Genomic DNA, 25,974 nt, shown 5'->3' on the forward strand with positions numbered 1-25,974 from the left:
TTGACAATGGGATACCTATTAATCCTAAAGGCATATGTCACATCATAACATGATCATTAATAAAAAGGTCTGCCGGTAATTGAAGGTGTGGATTTTTTCATTTAGCGGTGTGATTTCCCTTACGAAAATAATTAATAATTCTGTGGTGTTATAGGCGGTTATATTCTATGCAACTGCCAATTCACTTATATGCCTTGTTATCCCATCAACATTCATAACCATATCAGCAGCGCCAAGTCTAATGGCCTCGGCTGGCATACCGAAGACTACGCATGATGCCTCATCCTGGGCGATTGTTTTTATTCCTGCATCCCGTATCTCCAAAAGGCCCTGTGCCCCATCAGCCCCCATACCGGTAAGAAGGATTCCGAGCGAGTAACGTGAAGCTATATTCGCAACTGAACGAAAAAGCACATCCACTGAAGGCTTATGCCTGTTTACAGGAAGACCATCGTTTATCTCGACCCAATAGCCCTGAACATCACTCTTGAGTATCATATGACGGTTGCCAGGGGCAATTAGCGCTACTCCCTTATATACCCTATCTCCATGTTCTGCTTCCTTAACATACAGTTTTGATACACCATTTATCCTATTTGCAAAGGCCAATGTAAACTTTTCAGGCATATGCTGGGCGATAACAATCCCTGGTACATCATCCTGAAGATTGGTTATAATCTCTGCAATAACCTCAGTTCCGCCTGTGGAAGCGCCAATAGCGATTATACTATCACTTCTTTGCATTCTTTCAATTGATCTCTTTTTGGATATTACCGCATCAGCAGAATACTTCTCTTCTATCTTGATCCCATCTACATCACCATCAAGGGTTTTTCCGATCCTTCTCTTTATTTTAGCGCCACTGGCAGCAATAACCTTTTCAATAAGCTCATCTGAAAAGCTATTCCAACACTCTTCGTCATCAAGCTTTGGTTTTAATACAAAATCAACCGCTCCCAGCTCCAAAGCCTTAATCGTCTCTTTCGCCCCATTTTCGGTTAGCGAACTTACCATTATCACTGGCATTGGGCGAGAAACCATAAGCTTGGATAAAAAAGTAAGGCCATCCATTCGAGGCATCTCAATATCCAATGTTAGTATATCAGGGTTTAACCGCTTTATCTTATTTACAGCTATTATTGGATCTATAGCCGATCCGACCACTTCAATATCCCTTGATTTTGAGAGTGTATTCTTGAGTAAATTCCTCGTTACAGCAGAATCATCAATTACCAATACTTTTATTTTATTCATCATTTTCCGTATCTGCTCCTTATGTAATTTCTCTCATCTTGAACTACCCTTTCAAAAATATCTCTCTTAGTGGTTTTTTTAAGATATACCTTTCCGCTCCGAACATCCATCAACAACTTTCTGGTATAGTTATCCCCAACCTCTATCTCAACAATTGGGACGTCCTCTATTTCAACCATAATCTTAGCTAGTCTTATATTATCCAAGGGTATACTCATTATCGAATTCTCAACATCAAGGACATGCCCACCCCCAAATATTTTTCCTATTAGATCTCGCTTTGAGGACCCGGCCTTCTCCATTTGAGAAAAGAGTTCATTTATTGCGGTTATCCCATATCTTGCTGATTTATCCTCAAAAATATCCGTGCTTGAGATTCTACCAGGAAGCATAAAGTGATTCATTCCAGAAATTTCTCTTTTTGCATCATAAAGACACACAGAGACACATGATCCTAAAAGGGTTCCAATTAACTCATCCTCCGAAGAGACATACAGCTCGCCAGGATGAATTATTTTAATATTCTTCCCATATTTTTTAGCTTTTCTTATATACATTAATCTGCTTTCCCATAGATTGTATGACCTATCAAGTGTAATTGATCCGTTACACCTGTTAATGTCTCTGAATGACCTGCAAAAAAATAACCATCACCATTCAAATATCTGATAAATCTTGAAATTAAATCTTTACGAGTTTCCTGATCAAAATAAATTACCACATTTCTGCAAAATATAATATCGAACTTTCCTCTCATAGGAAAAACCTTATCGAGCAGATTCAGTCTTCTAAAGTAGACTATATCTTTTAATTTATCCATTACCCTATAATGCCCCTCATTTTCATTCCTGCCCTTTAGAAAATATTTCTTAAGAATAGTACTATCAACATCGTTCAAGACATCAGACTTATAGATTCCTAGTTCCCCCTTCTTTAACACCTCTGTATCTATATCAGTGGCCAGAATTTTAACATCCGGCATTTTTCGCCCCTTAAAGTATTCATATACTGTTATAGCGATGGTATATGGTTCCTCCCCTGTTGAGCAACCTGCACTCCAAATCCTTATCCTTCCCTTGTTATTTTTCTCGAATTTTGGAAGAGCCACATCTCTTATAAAATCAAAATGCTTTGGTTCTCTATAAAAATTTGTCTTGTTTGTTGTGATGCAGTTAATGAGATTGATCTTCTCTTCTTCATAATTGTTTAGCAAAAAATTAAAATACTCTTGATAATCATTAAGCTTTAATAATCTCAATCTCTTCATCAACCTGGACTGAACCAGAGCCTTTTTGACCTCTGTCAGATTTATCCCGGCTTCTCTGTATATCAAATCCCTGAATAACTCAAACTCTTCATCCTTGAGATTCCATGTGCCCAATATAGTATTATTCATATTCTCTCACTCAAAGAGGATTAGCTTTCCGTACCGTTCCTTATTATTAAACTTGTTGTCTATATATTCCTTCTCCAATTTCATAAACTCTGAGGCTTCATTATTATTTGTTAATAGTTTTCGATATGCCTGTCCCTTTAATGGCAGATACATTATCTTTCTCCTATAATTTCCTCCAAGATCCTCAGTCTCAACCTCGATCCTTTCCATGCTAAAATATTCATGCATAAACCTTATATTACTGTCCACTATGCCACCCATCTCCGGAATACTTGAGGTTATGTATCCTGCGCCAAAAAGCTTTGCCCTGACATAACGCCTATCACCCCCTAACTTAACAATCTCAGCCATTAGAAATTCCATGCTGAGTATTCCCTGTTTCGCGATCTCATCCGCTATTATCCCCTCAGTGCCGATTGTGCCTGGCACGATGAAGTGACCCATACCTCCAATACTATGAATATAATCGAACAAGCAGACAACGACACAGGCGCCTGTTATTGTCTCAATAATGCAACTCTCTTCACTTGCATAATAATCTCCAGGATAAAGAATGTAAAGCGGGAGTCCATATATATTTGTCTCACTCTTTATCATTGGACAACTTGTTTTCCTTATTTTCTAAAACCTCGAAATCCTCTTCGCTTAATATCCTATCTACATCCAAAATTATTACTAACTTCTCCCCAATCTGTCCAATACCGCTAATAAAATCAGTCTCAATTCTGGAGCTGAAATGAGGTGTGTCCTGAATACTAGAAAGGGGAATGCTGATCACATCAGATACTGAATCAACGATCATCCCAATCAGCCTCTCCTTCACTTCAACAATTATTATGACAGTAAAACTGTCATACTCGCGTCCTTCCATCTTAAACTTGGCTCTCATATCCACTACAGGAACCACAGATCCTCTTAGATTAATAACCCCCCTCATGAATTCTAAAGTGTTTGGGACATGAGTGATATCAGTCATTCCGATTATCTCCTGCACCTTCAACACCTCAACTCCATATGTCTCCCCTCCAATGGTAAATGTAACATGCTGTTCGCCTTCCTCTACGACCTCAGTTTCTTTCCTTGTCAAAGTTTGTGTTAAATTATCCATAATGTCACACTCCTTATCTAATTAATTTCTGAACGACGCCTATAAGTTCATCTGACTTAAAGGGTTTGACAAGCCAACCCGATGCGCCTGCCTGCTTTCCCTCCTGGATCTTACTCCCTTCTGACTCTGTCGTTAATACAAGAACTGGTGTGAACTTGTCTAATTTTCTAAACTCCTTAACAAAAGTGATCCCATCCATTATAGGCATATTAACATCCACTATGCACAAAGAGACATCATCGCCATTACTCTTTAACTCATTGATCTTTTCAAGGGCATCAGCACCATTCTCTGCCTGCTTAACAGCATGGCCAAGACCCTTCAATGCAAAATCAACACTTGTTCGAATAGTTAAGGAATCATCTATTGTCATTATATATTTCATATGCGCCTCCAATAATTACTTCATCATTCCTGATAATTGAAACTGCTTCTTGACATCCCTTGAAAGGGATTTTAGCATTATCTTTTTCTCGGACTTTCGTGACTCTCTAAGAGCCGCCATGATCACCTGCACTACGGAAAGATCAACTCTTACGACTCTTGAAAAATCCAATGTAATCTCTGATTCCTTACTCAATACATCCGATAATTGTGAATAGAATTCCCTGATTCTCTTTATACCAATCTCTTCTGATAATTCAATCACTCTCATAATCAACCACCTGACAAATGAATAATTGTATTTTTGATCGTTAAATATATCTCATAAGCATCAATATATATTATCCATGATATATTCTGTTAATATTATTATTCCGACATAAATCCACACGCTGAAGTCACCTAGCGATCTCCCCAATCAATCCATGAATATCCAATATCAATGAAACTGTACCATCCCCAAGAATAGAAGCGCCTGACACTGCGCGACTCTTTGTAATATAGTTGTCCAGACTCTTTATCACTATCTGCTGTTGACCAATAAGATCGTCGATCATGAGACCAAGCAGCACACCACCTGATTCAACAATGACAACCAGGGATTCCCATGGATTCCTGTATTCAGGTTCAATACCAAAGAGATCATATAATCTCAAAAGCATAACATACTCACCCCTTACATAAATCACCTCCCCCTTGCCCTCTACCGTCTCAACCGCCTCTCTGCTTGGTTGTAAAGATTCCACAATCGATAGCAGAGGGATGATATATATACTCCTTCCAACCCTTACAAGCATTCCTTCAATTATAGCTAAAGTCAGTGGAAGTTTAATTCTAAATATTGTGCCCATACCCTTTTCGGTCTCAATCTCTACAGTACCCCTCAATTCCTCAATATTTGTCTTCACCACATCCATGCCAACGCCTCTTCCGGATAGTTCGCCCACCCTTTCAGCGGTAGAGAAACCGGGCATAAAGAGACAGGATAGAATCCTTTCATCACTTACATCCTCCCCCCTTTTTATAATACCTTTCATCTCTGCCTTTTCTCTCACCCTCTCCTTATCTATCCCCTTGCCATCGTCAGCAATCTCAATATATACATTCCCCTCCTGATGATATGCCTTTAATATTATTTTGCCCGATCTGCTCTTGCCACATTCCACCCTTTCCTTTGGCATTTCAATTCCATGATCAATTGAATTTCTTATCATATGCTTCAAGGGATCACCAATCTTCTCAATAACCGTCTTGTCAAGCTCTGTGTCTCTTCCCTCTATCTCTAACCGTATATCCTTCCCATTGGACTGGGCAGAATCCCTTACAAACCTCCTGAACTGCTCAAAGGTGGGTCCAATAGGGATCATCCTAATTGACATTATTTGTTCCTGAAACTCCCTGGTAGTCCTGTCAAGGCCATACAAAGCGTTCTTTAATATGAAGCCCTGTTCATCATCAAAACCATCAGCGATTCTAGCTATAGAAGCCTGCCCTATAACTATCTCTCCAAGAAGATCTAAAAGACTATCCAGCTTTTTGGTCTCCACCCTAACTGTACTGATATCGATCCTAGCCTTTGCCCTCTCCTGCTCTTCAAGACCAAATTTAATATCCTTCTCAGTGGCATATCCCTTCTGAACTACAATATCTCCAATTTTTAAATTTTTCTTATCCTGAATAGTTAAAATGTTATCAAGTTCTCTATTTGTAACAATTCCCTTATCAACAAGAATCTCACCAATCCTCTTAGCTTCTAAATCTTTGTCATTTCTACCTTTATCTACATAAATCGAGGTAACATCATCAATATAAATCTCATTATCGTCTTCAACAAAAAGAAATACATTCTGAATCCTATCTCTAGAATGCTTGGTCTTTAGCACAACGTCCCAATGGAGATAGCACTTCTCTGGATCCATATCCTTAAAATCCGGAAGCTTTTTTCGATTAATCCTTCCTTCACATATTCGCCCTTGAGAAGACAGGTCTTCCATTATCATTAATGGATCGATCCCATACTCAAATATATCCTCCTTGAAGCATGCCTTAATCATGAAATATCTATAACCAACATCCTTTTCCAGTATATCATTACCCCCCCCTTCTCTCACAACTTCTCCTACCAGTGTAGAATCATCCGCTGAATCTACCCTCTTTAATGTACCATGCACATCAACATCATATTCTGAAATACTATTAAGAATATTACCACGCATCACATCCATGTCCAGACCTTGCTGATCCTCAAACATACTCAACCTGATCCAATCAATACTACCCAGCAGTATATCAATTAGTCTTTTCCCTATTTCAAGTTTGCCATCCCTTACCCTATCAAGCAGGCCTTCAACCTTATGAGTGAAATCACTAATCTCAGTAAGTCCGGCAATGCCTGAACTCCCCTTCAGGGTATGCACATACCTGAATACCCTATTCACTATCTCAGGGTCATTTTCCTCCTCAAGTTTGACAATATCAGTTTCAAGTTCTTTAAGAATCTCCTCTGCTTCCTGTTTAAAGATATCCACTAATGCAGGTTCAGACATATTTACATCTCCATCTCTTTGCTATATTGGATTTTGGGTATATGAGACATCTGCATCTTCTGTCTTTGATATTTGATTGAATTGAAAATATATCCCTAGAAAATAATATGGACAACCCCACAGATCATCCATACTTAGCTATAAATTCTTTTTTTATCTAAAACTCTTCAAATCCATCTAGTGAAAGGGTATGAGTAATGTCTTCTTGCTGCCCTTTCTTAAGGCTCACCTCTTCATCCCTATCCCGATTGGTCTTATCCTTCTTAACCCCCTCTGCTGCCTTAAGATGCAACTCCTGACGCTTTGCTGAATGCTCCATACTGCCTCGACCTCTGTTTGTATCTTCCTTCAACTTGAAATTCTCCACTAATCCAAGTAGGTCCTGCGCCTGATTGGCCATCTCCTCGCTGGCTGAGGCCGTCTCCTCAACTAGTGAAGCATTCTGTTGGGTCATGGAATCCATCTCTCCTACCGCTGTATTTATCTGATCAACGCCCTGTTTCTGTTCCTGACTAGCCGCTGCTATCTCTGTAATAACCTTGCCAACCTTCTTAACGGAATCGATTATCTCCTTTAACGCCTCTCCGCTCTTATTAACCAATTCAGTGCCATTCTCAACCTTATCCAAAGAGTCTTTAATGAGAACACTAATCTCCTTTGCCGCATTCCCTGATCGTTGCGCTAAATTCCTCACCTCCCCGGCTACCACTGCAAAACCGCGCCCCTGCTCACCAGCTCGAGCAGCCTCTACAGCGGCATTGAGAGCCAACAGATTTGTTTGGAATGAGATGTCATTTATTACTGAAATAATGTCCCCTATCTTCTGACTAGACTGATTTATCTCATTGATGGAGGTTACAGCCTCAGTCACCAAACGACCACCATCATCAGCCAACTGCGATGATTTACTCGACATATCATTGGCCTCGTTAGCATTTTCTGCGTTCTGCTTAATAGTAGCTGTGGTCTCTTCTATTGTTGAGGCTATCTCTTCTAAGGACGATGCCTGCTCAGATGTCCGCTGAGAAAGATTCTGATTTCCGCTAGATATCTGCTCCACGGCCTGCGCAAGATTCTGTGCGCTTATGACAACGTTTGAAATTATACTACTCAAATCATCTACCATTTTACTGAGAGCCTTAGCCAATGCCCCCACAGCATCATCCCTATCTGTTATCTTTTCACTCACATTAACAGTCAAATCGCCCTCAGCAATGGAATTAGTAACCTCAACCATTTTAATAAAATCACTATTATCAGAGATAACTTCAAAGCCACCGCTTACATTACCTGCTTCATCAAATAATGCACCACAAGCCGCACGAACAGGTATCTTTGTGCCATCCTTTGCTGTAGCCACTGTCTCTGCGACAATGTTACTCCTAGTTTCCATACATCTCTTAATAGTACAGTCTGAAGTACCGCAGACAGGCGTGTTGGTCAATTGCGCGCAGGTCATCTTCCCTATCACCTCTTCACGCCTATATCCCAATGCCTTAAGCGCGGCGTCATTGATATTCTGTATCACAAGCTCCTTATCTGTCCTAAATGCGGCATCCGCCATGTTATTAAGGAAACCCTCATCAACTGTAGTTATATTGGATAATATCTCAAATCCGCCAACTGGATTACCATCTTGATCAAACAGGGCGCCGCAGGATACACGCACAGGTATTTTAGTTCCATCACTGGATGTAGCGATGGTTGTGGCTACGATATTTCCTCTATTCTGCATACATCTCTTAATGGTACATTCTGCTGTATTGCAGACAGGGGTTTTGCATATATCCCCGCAGGTCATTTTACCAACAACCTCATCCCTGGAATAACCAAGAGCCTTAAGCGCTATCTCGTTTATTTCCTGTATAACCAGATTTTTATCAGTAGTAAATATTGCATCTGCGCTATTTGATACAAGGCTCGCTGCTTTACTGCTTTCATTCACAGCAATATATGCAATATTTCGACTCATAATAAACGCTGCACCACCAGCGATTATGATAATCATAAGACCGATCAATAGTATTGTTAGAGCAAAAGAATAATTTTCATCACTTTTAACCTCATCCGTTACCATATCCTTATCATTTTTCTCTATAATAGCTGTTACCATAGAGGCTGCCGCAACATGTAATTCAGCTCCATTACCTATAGATAGATTTATGGCTTTCCCCTTTTGAAGGTTGAGAGCCAATTCTATGACCTGGTCATTAACATTACTATATGCATCCCACTCTGTTTTAAAATTATTCAGCATCTCCTTACCTTCATCATCCACAAGATTACTGAGTTTCATCCTGTGCTCATTTAACTCCCTTTTCTTTGTTTTTATTAAGCCAGCATATTCCTTTATCATTTGGTCCGTCTCAACTAATAGCATATTCTTCTCAGCCATTGAAATCGCCATTATACTCTGATTGATCATTCCACCGAGTTTTATTTTTTCAGCAGACACATGAACAATATGTTTTAATCTGTCGTTTTGTCCATTAAGGCTGTTTATGCCGATAAAGGCAACAGAAATGGATAATAAGATTATTACCCCAATAATTAACCACAAACGCATTTTAAGGGATATTTTTCCTCCCGCACTATTGACACTTGTACTCTTAATACTTCTCATTTTGTTTACCTCCTTAAATTGAACCTCATGATATTGCTTACATCGCAATCAACAATCAACTATTGATTGATTTTTCCTATGATATTGATTATTTTCGAATGAAAATAATATATTTGATAAATTCTCTTTACCTCCCTGACTAATATCATCTGATTAAGCAGCAAGGAGGTTATATATTTTAAATTGTATATCGATTGTACTCGACATCGACTATCCAATACAGATATAAGTAGGAATAAACTTCATGGTAAATTTATTATATCTGTCTTATTTGATTAATTCAATTTTTTTTTTCAAGTTCCAATTTTGTCATTGTAGAATATGATAGCATAACTTCATATATAAATATTGATGCTAATACCTGTATAGATTGTTAGAGATTCAGGAAGCTATATGAATAACGATAGAATTCCATCAATTAAAGAATGCTATGAGTTGATGAGACATACTGGAATGCTTCCAAACATATTTGATCATTCAAAACAGGTGATGAGGGTTGCGCTAGCTATTGTTGATAATCTAAGTAATGAGACAGAGATAAATAGGGATCTGGTAATTGCCGCATCTCTCCTTCACGACATTACCAAGACAATCTCAATAAAGACAAAGGAGCCTCATGACATAACGGGCGGGAAATATCTGAAAAAAATTGGATTTGATCATATTGCATGTATTGTTGAAGAGCATGTCTATATTAAGGATTTTAATTTTAATAGCAAATTGACTGAGAGTGAGGTTGTTAATTATGCGGATAAGAGAGTAATGCACAAAAAAATAGTCTCTGTAGATGAAAGAATAGCTGACCTTGTCATAAGATATGGCAAAACCCCCGAGATAAGAAGCATTATAATCAATAACAAAAATAATATTCTTTTACTTGAAAGCAAGATTTCAAAATATATGAAAAGGGATCTACATACAGTTATTTCAGATATTGAGGCATAATCATATTTTCAATTTAATTACACTTATTATGCCATCAGAAATATGTCTTAACCAATAATTAACTAGGCATCACTTATTTCACTATAATAGATACCGAGTTCAACGACCTGAGAGAAGTATGTACATAAAGGTAACATTCATGGTTGATGAATCTTGATTACAGTGCTAGCTCCTAAAAAATAGGATATGGCTCCGACAATAAAGGCTAAATAGTAACTTCCTGTAACATCACAGATGTATCCTGCCACAACAGGACCAATGGCAGCTCCGAGTATCATACTCGCACTGGAAATTGCAATCAGGGAAGCAAGGTTACTATTCCCAAAATATGTTCCAATGACCCCAGGCACAAGGGGTGTTCTCCCACCCTGAAATATTCCATAAATAATAGCAAACACAAATACCATCCAAAATGAATGGCTCACTGAAAGCCACAGCATGGCTATTCCGCATAATACTGAGCAAATAACAAGACCCATTCTCCATCCAGAGATGTTAGGAGTAATTGCTCCAAATACCAACCGACCCACAATACTCAAACCTCCGATAACACTCAGCACAATCCCAGCCTTGGCCAATGGGGCAATATCACTCTTAATAACATAGGGCACCAAATGCACATATACTATGTGCACAGGAATAACGGTTAAAATATTATATACAATTATTGCGATGAAAACCGTACTCTTGAGTATTTCCCTTAAAGCAGGTTCCTGTCCCTGCTCTCTTGTTTCGTTAGTTGATCTCCCAGATTCGCTGATCTCTTCCTGTTTCCCCCCATAGGGGCTCAGCCCCTTTTTTTGCGGTTCGTCCACAATTAGATAGGCTGAAATCATAATAATAATAGTGTTAATTATTCCAAGGCATGCTAGAGCAGTCCGCCACCCATAACCAGTGATCAGAACCTCAGATAAAATAGGAAAGGTAAACTGTCCCACTCCCACACCAGCAATAACAATGCTAACGACAAGCCCCCTTCGCTCAACAAACCACTTCTGTACTACACTAAGCGAGACTGTCATAGTGGAAGCGCCGATACAACCGATTGCGCGGTAAAGATAAAATTGCCATAGATTCTGCGACAAACTTGACAAGTACAATCCAAGACCAATCGCTATGGCCGCTACAATTAACGCAGGGGTTGATCCATATCTATCGATAAGGGGCCCCCACATCAATGTAAAGATCAAAGCCATAACCAATGTAATTGAATGAATCGATGAAGTCGTGGTATAGCTCCAACCGAATTCAATGCGGATCGCATCGAAAAATACCCCATAGGAGAAAAGGATTCCACCTGAGAGCATGGCCAAAAATCCACCCAAAACGACAAACCAGCCATAAAATATTTTAGGTGAGTCTGATTTTCTCAATATATATAATTTCCTATAATTTATTGATAGATGATTTAGGGGATATGAAAATTAGACGGATAATGGAATAATCAATCGATTCTCTGCATAATTGCTATGCCATTCCAAAAGGTCGGATGACAATTATTGCTTGTGCGTTGTTCCACAATTATCTTATATTTATACCTACTCTGCTTAATAAAGGCATTAGTGCCTTCCATTGGATCAGGCCAATTGATATCATCTATTAAAATTAGACAATCCTTTGCAAAGAAGGGTTCCGCCACCTTTAAACCCTGTAATTGATTTTCTTTTGAATGATTGCCATCGTATATATAGAATCCGATTGGATCATTATGAATTTTGGAGAAATAATCAACATAATCCATATCATAAAATAAATGCTTATCACTCCTATACTTATTAAATCGATCATTAAATTCCTTCCGTGGCCCCCCGAATTCTGAAAAATTATCAACACCTACACAGCTCTTATCAGGATTGCCTGCAAGGCCAGATAAAAATGAAAAACCGTGCCATACACCTACATTTACAAATGATTGATCTGACGGCATATTGGAGACTATCTTGTTCACTATTGCAGCAATTGCAAATGTAGACATTCTCGGCATTTGACAAATTTCAGACAGAATTGCCTTCATCTTATCATCTTCATAGGGGAGGATGGTGTTTTTGATATCTATCATAGAATAGGTTGAGTGATCGGGAAGCAAAAAAACTCCTTGGTCAAATGGTTCTATTAAAGAAAATGATATTTTTGAGATATAATTCTTATAATCCATAATTTTCTCAATTATTCTACATTATTTATTTCAGTATATGATGGGACGAACCAATTGACACTCCACTTATTACTCGCTAAGATATAGTAAAGATAGAAAAGATTTCAACAATGGATGTTAACTTGTCAATTTGCTTAAATATTGTAAAGAAAAATTTTATTAAAGGGGCATAGCTATAGAGTTCAGTTGAAGCAAAATTTTTTCTCAATGATTAATAGTATCGTATTATCAGATATTAGCTGCACTTTTACAATTACTCTTACTCAATTATCCGAAATAAATCTTGACTTCTATATAGCACATTCGTACTTTTGAGGTGTAGAATAGTTTTTTCATAATTTAGCCTCTGGTATTCCCTGGAGGCTTTTTTTTATCCTCCTATAGATGGTTAAATAAATAACCATCCTTCATAGGTAATCCCTATCATCATTCCATTTACATGAGGTGTTAACGAGTGTTTTTACGACCTTGCATGATTTATCACCTAGATTGATGACTTCATACTTCCCGAAACGGGATGGTAGGATTAGTGTTTCAGAAAAGCTCAAATCAAATTGCCTTTCTGGAAAACATATAGATTTTATAAGCACAGCGCATCCTTCTACCATGCTTAAGACATGCGGCACGCCTTCTGTATCATCTTCTATTCTCGTAACAAATTCAAACCGATGTACCTCAAAAACCAATTCCTCAAGCCTTCCTATAAGATATTCAGCCCAATCATCGCCGTTTCGTAATAATCTTGGTTCTTGAATCAGATGTTTTTTTACCCATGAAGTAGTTCTATGGGAATACTTATTCGCCATATTGAATGCATGTTTAGAATGAATCTCTCTCAGTTCTCCATTGAGATCCTTCCTTAAAAAATCATAAAAGTGAAAGGTATATCTATCAGTGGTTGAGCTTAATTCCAGCACCACACATCCTTTACCCGAAGCATGAAGCGTTCCTGCTGGAATGAGGAAAAGGTCCCCTGCCCTTGCCGGGAAGACATTTACATATTTTCGGTGATCAAAGGGAATCCCCTCAGTTTCTGCTTTACGGACGTCTTCATAAAACTCCTGTAAGCATATTCCCTCTTTCATACCCAAATATACATATGCGTCAGGGGTGGAGGCGATAACATAATAACTCTCATCCTGATGTAATGGCTCGTTAAAATTAGTTTTAATATATGAGGAATCTGGGTGGATCTGAATGGCCATATCACCACCCTCCCAGCAGTCATCGTAATTGATGCGAATTGGCCAGAATCCATCAAATAATCTATTAACCCGCTTGCCCATAATCTTATCCGATTCTTTATCCAGTATATTGGCAAAAGGGATTTCCATAAAGAAATCCCCTAAGGGAATTTTCACGCTCATCTGATAGGCCATCAACTCATATCCCCAGGCACAATTCACCATTTCTTTTGGTAAATTCCGAATCCTTTTTAACCACTGACCACCCCATACACCCGCATCATGGAACGCCTTTAGTTGAATTGGCCCATCAGCCAGATGAGAGACCATCTCATCCAATACTCGCTGAGTTACTAACTTTGGTTCTAAAGAAAGATTATCATCGATATAGTAATGAATCCTATTTTGAAGCGCCCCTTTGTGTGCATCGACTATGGGAAAGTCTATGTAGTGATATCTTTTTCCAGTCAGATAGGCTGGTTGCCCCTTTTCGTATTCCCCTCCCCTTCCTGCGCCGAGAGGGCAAACCATCCCTTTCTGATAACGCTTGGTTATCTCCTCTCGGGTCAAATCCTTATATATAATAACATCATAAAGATTCAGAAGAGAGCTACAGGCAGCGCCGGAACCAAAACAAATTATTGCCTGAGGTGAATCTGATCTACTCTGCTCTCTACTATCCAAAAAAATCTTCTTTATCGTAGCCACACGATCTTCATCCAACAGATCATCCAAGGTTCTATCAAAAATACGTCCAAATGTCTTCTCTTCACCAATATAAGGTCTAATTATTTCATCTATCCTTTCTGGAGACTTAAAGAATAATGAAAAATCTATCATTTGTACGCTAAGGCTATCTTTCTCCAATCCCATCTCTATTTGAAGACTGATCTTTTGCCATTCAACTCCTATATACCCATCGATTGCTATGATAACCGAACCCTCGTTTTCTAAAATCATTCCTTTTATTAAAGAGACTATAAAATGATTTATCTGATCTTCTCCTACAATCAAGAAATGAGCCCACCTTTGCTTTAAAATCTCATCCTTAGGGACAATGAGCGAAGAACCTAGTATTCCTATCTTGTTCTGAATATCTTTCATTATGGGCAATTGGTCAGTCTCTATAATATATATTTTATTTGAATAACCCATCTTCTCCAAGGTCTCCCTAGCAGAGGGAAGGATTAAATCCTTGCCAGCTGGCTTTATTAACAAACCGGCAACTAAAAATACGCTGACACCCTTAACTGAATCCCAATCCTCCCTCTCCCATTCCAATATGGCTTTATCACCCTCACCCTCATACAATTGAATCATCAACCTTGCCAGGTCTCGTCCAGCTTGAATAAATATCTCTTTAGCTATTGATTTCGATTCTATATTATCTGAATAATATGCATTAGCAATAACCTTGCCTGTAATCCCATTCAAAAGTTTTTCTGTGGATTTTTGAGAATTCCTCTCCCATTGGTCATACATATCGATAAATTTCGATAATAGGGGCTTCCCCTCCTTAAGATTCTCAATCTCCATCGATTGAGCAATCTTAGCTAGTCCTGTACCACTCAGCAGATCCTCGGCAGTTTTACCATCCCTTATCAGTATGTCAAAGAAGGCGGAAGAGCCGGACATTGAAACAACCTGCTTATCCTGACGGACTAGGACCTTCCCTGCTCCAAACCCTGTGCCAGGCCCCAAGTATATCATCCTCCCCCCTGATTCCTCCACAATCCCAGCCCACCCTTCTCTGTAAAGTGTGGATTGCACAAAAGCATAGGATGAGGCTATAGCCTGCACTACTCCATCATTGTTTATGTACACCCTCCATCCATTACCCAGCATCTCAGCCAATACCTCTGCAGGTTTTATCTGCGCCAAACCTGGAATATTGGGAACAGTACGGGGATCCACACTGCCATCGCTTAGATACAATCCAGGAGCGCCCATTCCCAACAGCTTAAGCACAACCCAACCCATTCTATTAACCTCAGAAGTGCGTTCGGTAATCAATTTCGCTATTAGTTGGAGAGTTTTTATGATGTCAATCTTGCCATTTTCTTTTATTACCTCAACCTGAGGATATTCAAAGGCTATTTGTCGTTTTTTATCAGCTCGAACAAAGGCAAAATCTATTTTTGTTCCACCTAAATCAACTGAAGGAATTACTATCCTTTCATTTTCGATATTCATTACAGTCATTGATATTTACTCTTATTAAGCAATTAATACTTTAGATTGATACAATTCTATTTACATTTTGGCGTAATATTTATTGTACTAATCTTCTTCGGACCTAATTCGATAAGAATACTTCCATCGCTTTGAGGAGATATCTTTCCCTTTTTTTCTTCATTAAGATTAGCAAGCCATGCTTCTTTAATTCCAGGGTAAAGGGCTAGGCTTCCTTTCATCAATTTATTCGTGGGATTGAACAGCCTTATAATGAAATTATCCTCGCTGTAGGATTTTTTAATTGCGCTTACCATTAGTTCATCAGGTTGTATTATTACAAAACTTAAATTGGTTGGAAGTTCCCCTTTCTGGCATGCAACTTCCATAAATTTAATATCAATATTATACTGATTTTCCTGCCTGTAAATAGGTGTCGCATTCCATGAGCCTGCCTGAGGAAGGATAGCATAATCAAAGGTATGCTTTCCAATACATTGAGCGTCTGGCACTGGCACAATGGGACCAGCTGATCCTTCTCTTGTGCTAAGATCATCTTGCGAAAGCCACCCTACAGAACGCAGCAGAGTAAGGGCGATTGTACCATTGGTCTTGGCCTCATATTCGGGCAATCCTTTATTTAAAATGACTAATCCCTTTTTCCCGTCATTAGTCCCAACAAAATTGCGTTGAAATTGCGTTGGTGAAGGTGCCTTTTCCTTTGGCATATTACCCACAATTACCCTGTGTGATATGTCCATCTTATTATTATCTGAATATTCCTTATATTTTGTAATCCTTCTTTGTACTACATCACATTGAGTCTGTACATACACGAAATCGCTTCTTACACCCTGAAAGAGGACTCGTAAACGATGATCCTTTATCTGATTGTCTATATTAGCGCTAATATAAACCAAGGGTGATCCCTTTTTTAGGGTAATATTGAATAATATTGGTAATTTCCTTAAATGTCCACTCCTCGCTTTTCTATCAGAGGTCAAGGATTCAGGCAAAGCCAGTTCGACCTTTGCCTCAATAGTAGCCAATAAAGGACCATTCTCCTTGAGAGTAATCTTACCTTTCACCCCCTGTGTTGTTATTGGTCTATCACCTTTTAGGGGATCATAATTATAAGTATCTCCGTGATCCGCAGTATTTTCAATTATATTCAAATTTCTAAAATTTACACCATTCCTTTTGTCCATAATGGATAATGATCCATCTTCTTTGATCTTTACCTTTAATATATCATTTTCCAGCACATTTTCCTTTTCATGAGCAATATTATTCCCCTCCTCTATATCATTACTATCGCTTAATTCTATCCCATAAGTTTTATAACCAAAGGGGGGTATCTTTTCTGCCCAGAAAGCTATTTCATACCCCGCCTCTTTCCCATGTAAAATCTGATAAGGGATCATATTCCCTTCATCATCCTTAAGGGTAAAATGTTTCTTTATTACCTGTTTTTTCTCTACATCTCTATTAGCTAGCAACCATTCAGCATCATTATGAACGCCGATTCCAAAGTTAATTTCAGCCTTCACTACCTCCATACGCTCAACATCGGATGGGTTAAAAATAACTAAAGAACTCTCCTTATCATTAATAATATCTGCGGTACTTATCTTTGATGCTATTCTACCCATGCTTCCGCCTACAATACCATTTGCTACATCAATAGAATTCTTATATCTGACTTCCCCCTCACGATGGACCTCATCAATTGCACAGGCGTTACAATGATGAAAATGCTGTTTCATCAGATATTCCCACGCTCTCTCTATTAAACCAGCCGGATAGTCATAACCAAGGAGCCAAGAAAATGAAGCAAAGGGCTCAGCCCATTTTTCTATGGCGATCTCAGCCTCTTTATTTTTCTGCTTCAAATACATCCTCGCTGATAATTGTCCGCTCATGGTACAAGCCCACTGGTTCCCCGTCAGCTCACCATGAATGATATCTAATTTGGGATTTTCTTTCTCAATTTTGTTGAAAAAATCCTCCAATGTCACCTGATTGAGTCTATATTTACACCCAAGTTCCTCATCAATCTGTTTTATTATCTTATTGATGTTGGATTGAGCTTCAAACTGATCATTACCCTGAGTAATAAGAACGTGTTTGGTCACAGCGAACTTCTTTAAAAACTCAGCCTCATCCTTAATGATAGAGACTGCATCCTCAATCTTTATTGGCAGATGCCATATCTGTGCGTAGCTTCTGGGTGGATAGTATCGAAGAACAGATGTCTTATCCGCTCCCTCCCATATAGACAGGTCTTTTAGGGTCTTCCCATGTTTATAGGCTCTCCAGGTAAAAGCAGATTTAAGGCCTGATCCCTCAATTATCTGAGGTAATTGGGAGTGATATTGAAAGGCATCAGCATTATAAAAGACCGAACTGGCTACCCCGAATTTACTTGAAAACCGAATGCCCCTGTTTATGTTTCTGATAAGCGATTCACAGCTTATTAAAGAAGTCTCTGGTGTGCTCCAGCAGGGGCCCAAGATCAATTGCCCCCTTTTGACAAATTTGCTAATCTTTCGATTTGCCTCTCCTACCCTGTTTTTATCATCGCAATCATCTTCTTCACGCAAAATTTCAAGATAATCCATTATAGGCATAACCTGTCCATCAAAATGAAACTTAAAATCAGGATCCTTTTCCAATGTATCTAAAAGATGTTCTATCAAGGGCACCAATTGCAATTTAAATCCCTCATGAACCTCATACCATTCAAAATCCCAGTGGGTATGTGAAAATATATGAATATACAAAATTTCTTCTTCCGCCTTCTGTTGGTTTCTGAATTTTAACACTCTATTTAATATCTTCATTATTTATATTCCCTTATGTGTATCTTTATTATCAATAAAGGTTGAGTTATAGGATACTTACACCTCTCAGTGTTAATATTATGAACAATATTATGCAGCAGACCATCACATTTCAAATCAGATTAATCCGCAGGCTGGAATACCGGATGATTAAAATACTCAATCAAATGTTAGCACAATGAGTAATAAAAACTCAGGAGTATGTTTATCATTCAGGAAGCATTCACAAAGGATTATCATATGCGACTAAACATAAATAGTTATTCTTAACCCCTTTTCAATGTATCACAAATCCATAATTTATACAAGCAATCTTTAGGTTTCTTGACAATAGATAATCCCTTGAGTATCCTATATTTATCTCATTGTCTCCCATATAGTATGGGTTTATTAGGAAAGAAGCATGCCCTATTTTCAAGATCAGGTGCGATGGTTAGAGATAGCCAAAGAATGCGAACCTCAGCTCTATCACAATAATATAAGACCTCAGAGTCTAGTGCGCTCAATAGGAGATCCTCGCTCGTTTCAGGGGTGGAGGATGTTACCAAAACTTCCACCTGCATCGATTTATCAGAGGCGCCTGAAGAGAGGGGATCAACTTATACTCGATTTTGGAGAACATATCGTCGGTTATCTACACTTTACACTGAATTTGATAGGAGAGGCAATGGGAGGACCATTAAGGATTAAATTCATCTTTGGCGAAGTTCCAGCCGAGGTATGTGAACCCTTTGATCCATTTATAGGGACACTAAGTCGAGCCTGGTTGCAGGATGAGACCATCACCCTGGACACTTTACCGCAAAGCATTTGTCTGTCAAGACGCTTTGCCTTTCGTTATCTTAAGATAGAGATCATGGCTGCATCCTTTGATTATCAAATTCAATTCTCCTCAATACACTGCGACAGCGTAACCTCAGCTTCAATTCCTATCGAAAAATTGTGTAATAAAAGAATAAAGCCTGAATTCCAAAACTTAGATATAGTCGGTCTTCGTACACTAAGAAATTGTATGCAAACTGGGTTAGAAGATGGTCCGAAACGGGATCGTCGTCTATGGATAGGGGACTCGCCCTTATTGGCACGTACTAATTATTTAACCTTTAAAAATTACACAGTAGTGAAGCGAGGTCTATACCTCTTTGCAGGATTGGCACACGAAAATGGTCAGCTACCGGCATGTGTCTATGAAAGGCCGGTATTCAGCAAGGGGAATGAATTCATCCTCGGTCATGCAGCTCTATATACATCCAGTTTGTTGGACTATGCTGAAGCTAGCGGTGACTGGGAGACTGCCAGAGATCTATGGCCTATTGCTCTAAAGCAGATGGATTTTGTGATGGAGTATATCAATAATGACTACATTTTTCAGGACATTGGCAAGTGGTGGATCTTTGTAGATTGGCGCCCTGAATTGGATATTCAAACTCCTATGCAGGGGATTATTATCTTTTCGTTAAAGAGGCTCAGCGAACTTGCTCAGGCTATCGATAAGGAAGCTGAGGCAGCATTTGCCAGAGAGCTGATCAATAAAATGACTATCGCTGCTAGAGAAAGAATGCTCAGTCCTTCTCATAATAATCTATTTGTCAGTGGATCAAAGCGACAAATATCCTGGGCATCTCAGGTATGGATGATATTGTCAGGGGTGATTTCTCCTCAGGAAGGGGCTATTCTATTTCAAAAGCTCATTAAACGTAAAGATGCAGTCAAACCTGCTACCCCTTTCATCTACCATTATGCAGTAGAGGCTATGTTGACTTGTGGTCTTAAGGAATTAGCAATTGAACTAATAAATCTTTATTGGGGTGGAATGATCAACGCTGGCGCAAGCACATTTTGGGAAATATATGATCCAACAGATCCATTTCTATCACCCTATGCTAACTACTTACTAAACAGCTACTGCCATGCCTGGAGTTGCACTCCAAGTTACTTCTTTCGAAAATGGAACTCAGTCTTTGAAGTTTAATTTAATATGGATTGTGGAATGGAAAAAACATGCATTCAAAACTATCTCGCCCAAGTTGTGAAATTCAATTCAACCCCCAATAACCTTCAGCTGATTCAACAAAGATCACTCACTCTTAATTCTACCAGATCCTCATACCTATGCCGCAATCTCCCCCAATTCCATTCAGATTAACATCTTTATCATATACAAACATATATCTGCCATGTAGAAAGATTGTGACCGCTCCGATGCTATACTCATAACCCACAAGAGAATGAAGGGTAAAGGTGCTGCTACTCTCCTTATAGCTGTTCTTCTCAATATTCAGGAATGTCACACCTGGAAGCGAGGAGAGTACGATATTCCCCCAGCCATTCTTAATAAAGGGAAATAGCCAGAGTAGACCTCCTGAGGATGTAATACAATCAACCTTAGCAGGATCCTTTTCATAGCGCAAATATCCTACCTCAAGACGAAATCCGGGCATCAAGAAATGTCTTTTGGAACCGATAATGAAATCCATACCCTGATCAAAAGCGATCAATGCGCCTGATCCCTTTGGCAATATTTTTTTCAGCCTTCCGGTTGTAACAATGTGAGTCCCACTTATTGAAATTCTCATACTCGTCCATGTTGAATCCTTTTCCTTTAACTCACTCCCCTTTGATAAATTAGCCTTCTTTACCTCCTCCCTCTTCGCTAACCCAGCAAGGTAATTCTTCTTTATGGTTGCCTCATTAAAGTCTTTCCCCAGCTTTTTATGAATTTGGATATCTTCATTATAATTTCGAGTAACGTATATTTTCTTCACCTGTCTCTTTTTAATTTTAAAGGATCCATAGGAATTTTTAAAAATAATCTTGCTACTATCATCTTTTATTATCTTGCCAACCAAGATACTCCCATCGGAAAGCTTAACTGTATCTGCAAACAACAGATTACATAATAAGACAACAGACAACAGGGGAAACACATATAATAGGAATTTTACTCCCTTAATCTTCTTCATAAATATATACCAATAAATTGTTATATTCTATATATCACCACCAAGTGAATATAACAAAAAAATTTGTTAAAGTCAATTTTTGTATCATTTTCACATTGGTTGAAGCAATATATCATAATTGCTGCTGAGAAGCAAAAGAACCCTTCTTTCATGCCTAGATGGTGTTATCCATAAAAAAACCTTGTGATGGGATATGGTATAATCTAAATGCAGGTTAATAGATTTGAAGGCTAGTGTTTTAGTTTTTCTCGTTTAATTATTTTATTTTTATTTATCTTAACTCCCCCTATAATAGTTTTTAATCTCATATAATCTCTGGTCTCCTTTACAACTCTTCCTACAAAAACATTACCATCGTCAGTATATACCTTGATTTTTACAGGTTTTCTTTTAATCTTTCCAATCAGCTTTCTTTTCTTCTCCTCCTCAATCTTTTCATCGATCTTTTTTATGGCATTATCATAGGATTTCAGTTTCTCATCATCAATTGATGAAAAATTTTTATCAATTTCCATAAAGGAATCTTTAAATACTGTACTTTGAGTCAAACTATTCTCAATACCTGTAGACTTATAGATTTCTGAGGTATCACTTACTGCCTTTGTAAAAGAAACATCTTTAATGAGTTCATTATTCTTGACTGCAAGTTGTTTTATCTTTGAACCGTTATGAACAAGGGATCCGATGATATAGATTCTACTATTGGCCAATTTTGCATACCTTGACTTGTAATCCCCCATAATGATCTTTTGGTAGGTCTCTACAGCCTCCTCTTTTTGAGCAAGTTCTTCCAAGCATCGCCCTTTAAAAAATTGAACCCTAGACCTCTCTGAAGCACTCCCACCCTTCTCAATTTTTTTCAATACATCAATTGACTCCTTATAAGCGATGAGTTTATATAGCTTCTCGCCCTTGCCTAATGAATCGCTTTCACTATTCAAAACCCTCTCAACTTCAGACCTGAATCCATCGAGATATCTTAAGAGTATAGCTGCTGTTACTGCTATGCTCTCCTCACCATATTCTTTAATGATGGTGATATACTTTTCTCTCGCTTCTTTATAATTCCCAAGAATTGAGTGACAGAATCCCTGATGAAGAAAAATACCCGCAATCTTGGTCCTTTTAAGCCCTCCCTCCCCAAGGGCCTTCTCATATAGTTCCAATGCCTTTGTATAATACTTATTCCTCTCATAGTAATAAGATATGTCCAAGTATAGATTTGACTTATCCTCTTCTAAATCTCTGATAGGAGATTTTCTTATAAGGGAACGAAAAAAATTGATTACACTCACTGCCGGAATCGAGAGAATCTTGTATTTGGGAAGAGAGATCCTTTTATCAATGGTTTCCTCTGACAGGATGGCATTTACTCTCATCTCTGTCATATTGACATCAGTCTGGGTTATCTGATCTTCATATAATCTCTTCTGAAGTCTATACTTCATAACCAGACCGATATGATCAAGATTGTTATCTTCCCTGTTACTTCTCTGTAAAAATATCTTCAACTCCTTAATTCGTATATGTTTATTAATATCATTGAAAAATACCATTAATATGACTATAGAGATAGTTATCCCTGTTAGTAAGGTCTCTATTTTATATGTTTTTATATTAAAAATATTCAAAATCTTTGCGCTCCTATTTAACCTCAATTAAAAAGATAGTCGCATCGTCCTTTAATTCCTCTATATTTGTGAATTTACTAAGATCTTCCACAATATTTTTTACAATGTGGTTCCCTGATAAAACATAGCTCTTTCGTATTGATTCGAGGATTCTATTCACTCCAAATTGTTCTTTATCCAAATTAAAAGCTTCAACAATCCCATCAGTATACATTACTATCTTATCCCCACTCTCAATTCTGGTCATCTTCGTCTCGTATATCTGGTTCATATCTTTGCTGATTCCGAGTAAGAATCCATCTGTATTGAGTGTTACAACCTTTTTCTGATTCTTTCTTATTAAAAGGGAATGAAGATGTCCGGCATTACAATAGGATAACATGTTGTTCTCATCTATTATAAGATAGAATGCTGAAAAGTATATACCCATATGAGAATCCTGCATTTCCATTAAATCAGTAATCTCTGAATTAACCTGTTGTAATAATTGAGATGGTGTTTTATAGTATGGAGCCTGACTTCGAAATATCTCTTTAATAATCATCGTTATTAAAGCTGCTGGCACTCCATGTCCGGAAACATCCACTATGAGGAATCCAAGCTGAGAATTGCGAAGTGGAATTACATCATAATAATCACCGCTCACTTTTCCAAAGGCATTATGGTATAATGCATAGTCAAAGCGTTCTGTGCTTTCAAGCTTTGGAAATATAACCTGCTGAACCTCACCCGCTATATTTAGCTCAAATTCTATCATTTCATTCTGTTTCTGTAGTGTAGTAATCTTTTCCTGAATAGAATCTGCCATACTGTTAAATGCGCCCCCAAGTTGACCTATCTCATCATCCTGTTTGATATCCGCACGTGCGGAAAGATTACCCTCACTAATCTCTATGCTCTTCTCATGAAGCGATTGAATCGGTTTTACAAATAATCGAAAAAGTATAACCGCAAATATGATATGAAAAACCGCTATAGTGATTATTATAACCAAAATCAGCCGATAGAGATCGGATAACCGTTCTCCGATATCCTTCATCTTAAATTTCAAAAAGAGTATAGACTCTTCCAATAAATAGACCTTGAATGGAATATAGAATGAAATTTCATTAGATTCCTCATCAATCTTTGAGTAAAACTGCTTCCCGGTGAAATCCATATTCGTTACAGCCCTTATACCATTCAAAACATCAGACTTAGTAACCGAAAAATCAGAATTTGATTTAAAAAGGGTTCTACCATCCTCTGTGAATAAAACATAATCATGTACATTTTTACTTATTATATTGGTTACTTCTCTTATTACTTCATCTTTATTCTTTACATTAAACAGCCTATTTGACTTCATTTCATCAGAAAATTTTTGTAATGATGAGATTAACATGCTGGTTAATTCTTTAACGTTATATTTGGTATTCTCTGTAATTAGATCTATCTGATTTTCATATATCATAATAGAAAAAAAAGACATATTTACAATTGCCAGAAATATATATAATAATCCAACTTTTAGGCTAATAGATTTGACTTTAATATTCATGTTCCATATCCATTTAGATTAATTATACTATTGATTACTCGATTATATAACAAATAATTATATTGGAATATATTCAACAAAATATCTCCCAATGAATAGTGTTGTGACTTAGCATTTATTGTTAGTAATAATTTAAAATACATTTGGCTATTAGTAAAGAAGAATACTAGTATAATAAGAATGAGATGCCCCTTTGATGTGATTGGAATTTTCAGATGAAGTGGATAATAAAAAGCCGTAAGATAAATTCTTACGGCTTTTTATTTTATATTTTTATATTTATTTCACTATTATTAAATAGGAAGAGTTATAAGATTCAGGTTTAGCGATATCTACTCATTGCCATTCATTAGAATGGAAATTTCTTTAACTATTGGATATCATATTATTGTGTTAATAATATCCCTTCTTCCTATTCAACCGCTGTTGCGCCACCCTGAACACTGGCACGCAATCCCTTTTTCTCAATCTGATATATTATTTCACAGTTGTCTTCTTCATCATAGGTTTCTTTAACAATTGTACCGCCTTTAACAATTCCTCCAAACTCCTTTGCAATTGCAATACCAGTAGAGGCATAATCCGCTGCCCCAGCTGCACCCTCAAGTCTTGCTCCAACAAATTTCTCTAATACTCGCTTCTGGCCCATTATTAGAGCAGCCTCTTTGGAAGTTCCTCTTCGCTGGATTTTATTAGTCAGCCCTTCCTTCGGCACCCCTGTTGCTGTTACCCTAAATATGTCTGCTGATACCCATCCCTCACTAATAAACTCATCGCCCTTAACCATTCCCCCTCTCTTAGGCCCACCGCATGATATGAAGGCTGCCACACCAATCAGCACTAATGTCCAGCATAAGACTCTTTTCATAAAAATCCTCCTTAAATTATTAAAAATCTCAAAATATTAATAATGAGATTAAACAACTTGTATCCGATCTAGATAAAACATTTCATTATTTATCAATACATTAAGTCAAAGTCAACCCAAAAAAACCATTTTTTATAAATATACCTTGAAAAACTAGCATTTCTTTATTTTTTGTTTTATTTTTACACAAATTCTATGAGATAAATTTCTTTCCTAAAGTAAAATACAATAATTTAATCTATTTATGCAAGCCCCTCTGATAGGGATAACTAGACAATCTTATCATCTTTTTATTCTAAAAGTTCATTATTTTATTGACATATGCAGTATATAGAAAATTATTAATATTTCAATAAATCGGG

19 protein-coding genes are annotated in these 25,974 nt (G+C 37.7%); 2 read left to right on the plus strand and 17 right to left on the minus strand.

From position 1 onward, the window contains the following. Nucleotides 1–165 precede the first annotated feature (165 nt). The 9 genes from SVZ03_14695 to SVZ03_14735 form a co-directional block, all read right to left on the minus strand. Nucleotides 166–1,257, minus strand: a complete 1,092-nt coding sequence (locus SVZ03_14695; GenBank protein MDY6935459.1) for a chemotaxis response regulator protein-glutamate methylesterase — start codon at nt 1,255–1,257, stop codon at nt 166–168. Further along, the gene (locus SVZ03_14700; protein MDY6935460.1) at nt 1,254–1,811 is read right to left on the minus strand and encodes a chemotaxis protein CheD; all 558 of its coding nucleotides are present in this window, start codon (nt 1,809–1,811) and stop codon (nt 1,254–1,256) included. Before SVZ03_14700 ends, SVZ03_14695 begins: the two co-directional genes overlap by 4 nt. After that, the gene (locus SVZ03_14705; protein MDY6935461.1) at nt 1,811–2,650 is read right to left on the minus strand and encodes a CheR family methyltransferase; all 840 of its coding nucleotides are present in this window, start codon (nt 2,648–2,650) and stop codon (nt 1,811–1,813) included. The genes SVZ03_14700 and SVZ03_14705 overlap by 1 nt, the downstream gene beginning before the upstream one ends. Nucleotides 2,651–2,656: 6 nt before the next feature. Next, entirely contained in the window at nt 2,657–3,247 is a 591-nt protein-coding gene (locus SVZ03_14710) for a chemotaxis protein CheD (protein MDY6935462.1), read from the minus strand. Further along, nucleotides 3,234–3,758: a chemotaxis protein CheW gene (locus tag SVZ03_14715; GenBank protein MDY6935463.1), complete on the minus strand. Its 525-nt coding sequence runs from the start codon at nt 3,756–3,758 to the stop codon at nt 3,234–3,236. The genes SVZ03_14710 and SVZ03_14715 overlap by 14 nt, the downstream gene beginning before the upstream one ends. Nucleotides 3,759–3,771: 13 nt before the next feature. After that, nucleotides 3,772–4,143, minus strand: coding sequence for a response regulator (locus tag SVZ03_14720; protein MDY6935464.1), 372 nt, complete (start codon nt 4,141–4,143; stop codon nt 3,772–3,774). A 15-nt stretch (nt 4,144–4,158) separates the two neighbouring features. Continuing rightward, nucleotides 4,159–4,413 carry an STAS domain-containing protein gene (locus SVZ03_14725; GenBank protein ID MDY6935465.1) on the minus strand — a complete coding sequence of 85 codons (255 nt, stop codon included), beginning with the start codon at nt 4,411–4,413 and terminating at the stop codon, nt 4,159–4,161. Nucleotides 4,414–4,540: 127 nt separating this feature from the next. Then, nucleotides 4,541–6,688 carry a chemotaxis protein CheA gene (locus SVZ03_14730; protein MDY6935466.1) on the minus strand — a complete coding sequence of 716 codons (2,148 nt, stop codon included), beginning with the start codon at nt 6,686–6,688 and terminating at the stop codon, nt 4,541–4,543. A gap of 157 nt (nt 6,689–6,845) precedes the next feature. Further along, nucleotides 6,846–9,311, minus strand: a complete 2,466-nt coding sequence (locus SVZ03_14735; protein ID MDY6935467.1) for a methyl-accepting chemotaxis protein — start codon at nt 9,309–9,311, stop codon at nt 6,846–6,848. Nucleotides 9,312–9,704: 393 nt separating this feature from the next. Between SVZ03_14735 and SVZ03_14740 the strand changes: the two genes are divergently transcribed. Next, nucleotides 9,705–10,256, plus strand: a complete 552-nt coding sequence (locus SVZ03_14740; protein MDY6935468.1) for an HDIG domain-containing protein — start codon at nt 9,705–9,707, stop codon at nt 10,254–10,256. Between the two features lie 137 nt (nt 10,257–10,393). Here SVZ03_14740 and SVZ03_14745 read toward each other — a convergent pair whose 3' ends face one another. From SVZ03_14745 to SVZ03_14760, 4 genes are all read right to left on the minus strand, one after another. Further along, nucleotides 10,394–11,629, minus strand: a complete 1,236-nt coding sequence (locus SVZ03_14745) for an MFS transporter (protein ID MDY6935469.1) — start codon at nt 11,627–11,629, stop codon at nt 10,394–10,396. A 71-nt stretch (nt 11,630–11,700) separates the two neighbouring features. After that, a complete protein-coding gene (locus tag SVZ03_14750) occupies nt 11,701–12,411 on the minus strand; it encodes a class I SAM-dependent methyltransferase (protein MDY6935470.1) in 711 nt (236 codons plus the stop codon). A 407-nt stretch (nt 12,412–12,818) separates the two neighbouring features. Next, the gene (locus SVZ03_14755) at nt 12,819–15,797 is read right to left on the minus strand and encodes a hypothetical protein (GenBank protein MDY6935471.1); all 2,979 of its coding nucleotides are present in this window, start codon (nt 15,795–15,797) and stop codon (nt 12,819–12,821) included. Nucleotides 15,798–15,844: 47 nt separating this feature from the next. Beyond that, nucleotides 15,845–18,610, minus strand: a complete 2,766-nt coding sequence (locus tag SVZ03_14760; GenBank protein MDY6935472.1) for a glycoside hydrolase family 38 C-terminal domain-containing protein — start codon at nt 18,608–18,610, stop codon at nt 15,845–15,847. Nucleotides 18,611–19,013: 403 nt separating this feature from the next. Here SVZ03_14760 and SVZ03_14765 point away from each other — a divergent pair, with 403 nt between their 5' ends. Then, entirely contained in the window at nt 19,014–20,582 is a 1,569-nt protein-coding gene (locus SVZ03_14765) for a hypothetical protein (protein MDY6935473.1), read from the plus strand. A 121-nt stretch (nt 20,583–20,703) separates the two neighbouring features. Here SVZ03_14765 and SVZ03_14770 read toward each other — a convergent pair whose 3' ends face one another. From SVZ03_14770 to SVZ03_14785, 4 genes are all read right to left on the minus strand, one after another. Then, complete coding sequence (locus SVZ03_14770) at nt 20,704–21,573, minus strand: hypothetical protein (protein ID MDY6935474.1); 870 nt, start codon at nt 21,571–21,573, stop codon at nt 20,704–20,706. A 230-nt stretch (nt 21,574–21,803) separates the two neighbouring features. Beyond that, nucleotides 21,804–23,204, minus strand: coding sequence for a hypothetical protein (locus SVZ03_14775; GenBank protein MDY6935475.1), 1,401 nt, complete (start codon nt 23,202–23,204; stop codon nt 21,804–21,806). Between the two features lie 13 nt (nt 23,205–23,217). After that, a complete protein-coding gene (locus SVZ03_14780; GenBank protein ID MDY6935476.1) occupies nt 23,218–24,744 on the minus strand; it encodes a SpoIIE family protein phosphatase in 1,527 nt (508 codons plus the stop codon). Between the two features lie 412 nt (nt 24,745–25,156). Further along, nucleotides 25,157–25,612: a hypothetical protein gene (locus SVZ03_14785; GenBank protein ID MDY6935477.1), complete on the minus strand. Its 456-nt coding sequence runs from the start codon at nt 25,610–25,612 to the stop codon at nt 25,157–25,159. Between the last annotated feature and the right edge of the window lie 362 nt (nt 25,613–25,974).

This window comes from Spirochaetota bacterium (genome assembly GCA_034190085.1).
Lineage (GTDB): Bacteria > Spirochaetota > UBA4802 > UBA4802 > JAFGDQ01 > JAXHTS01.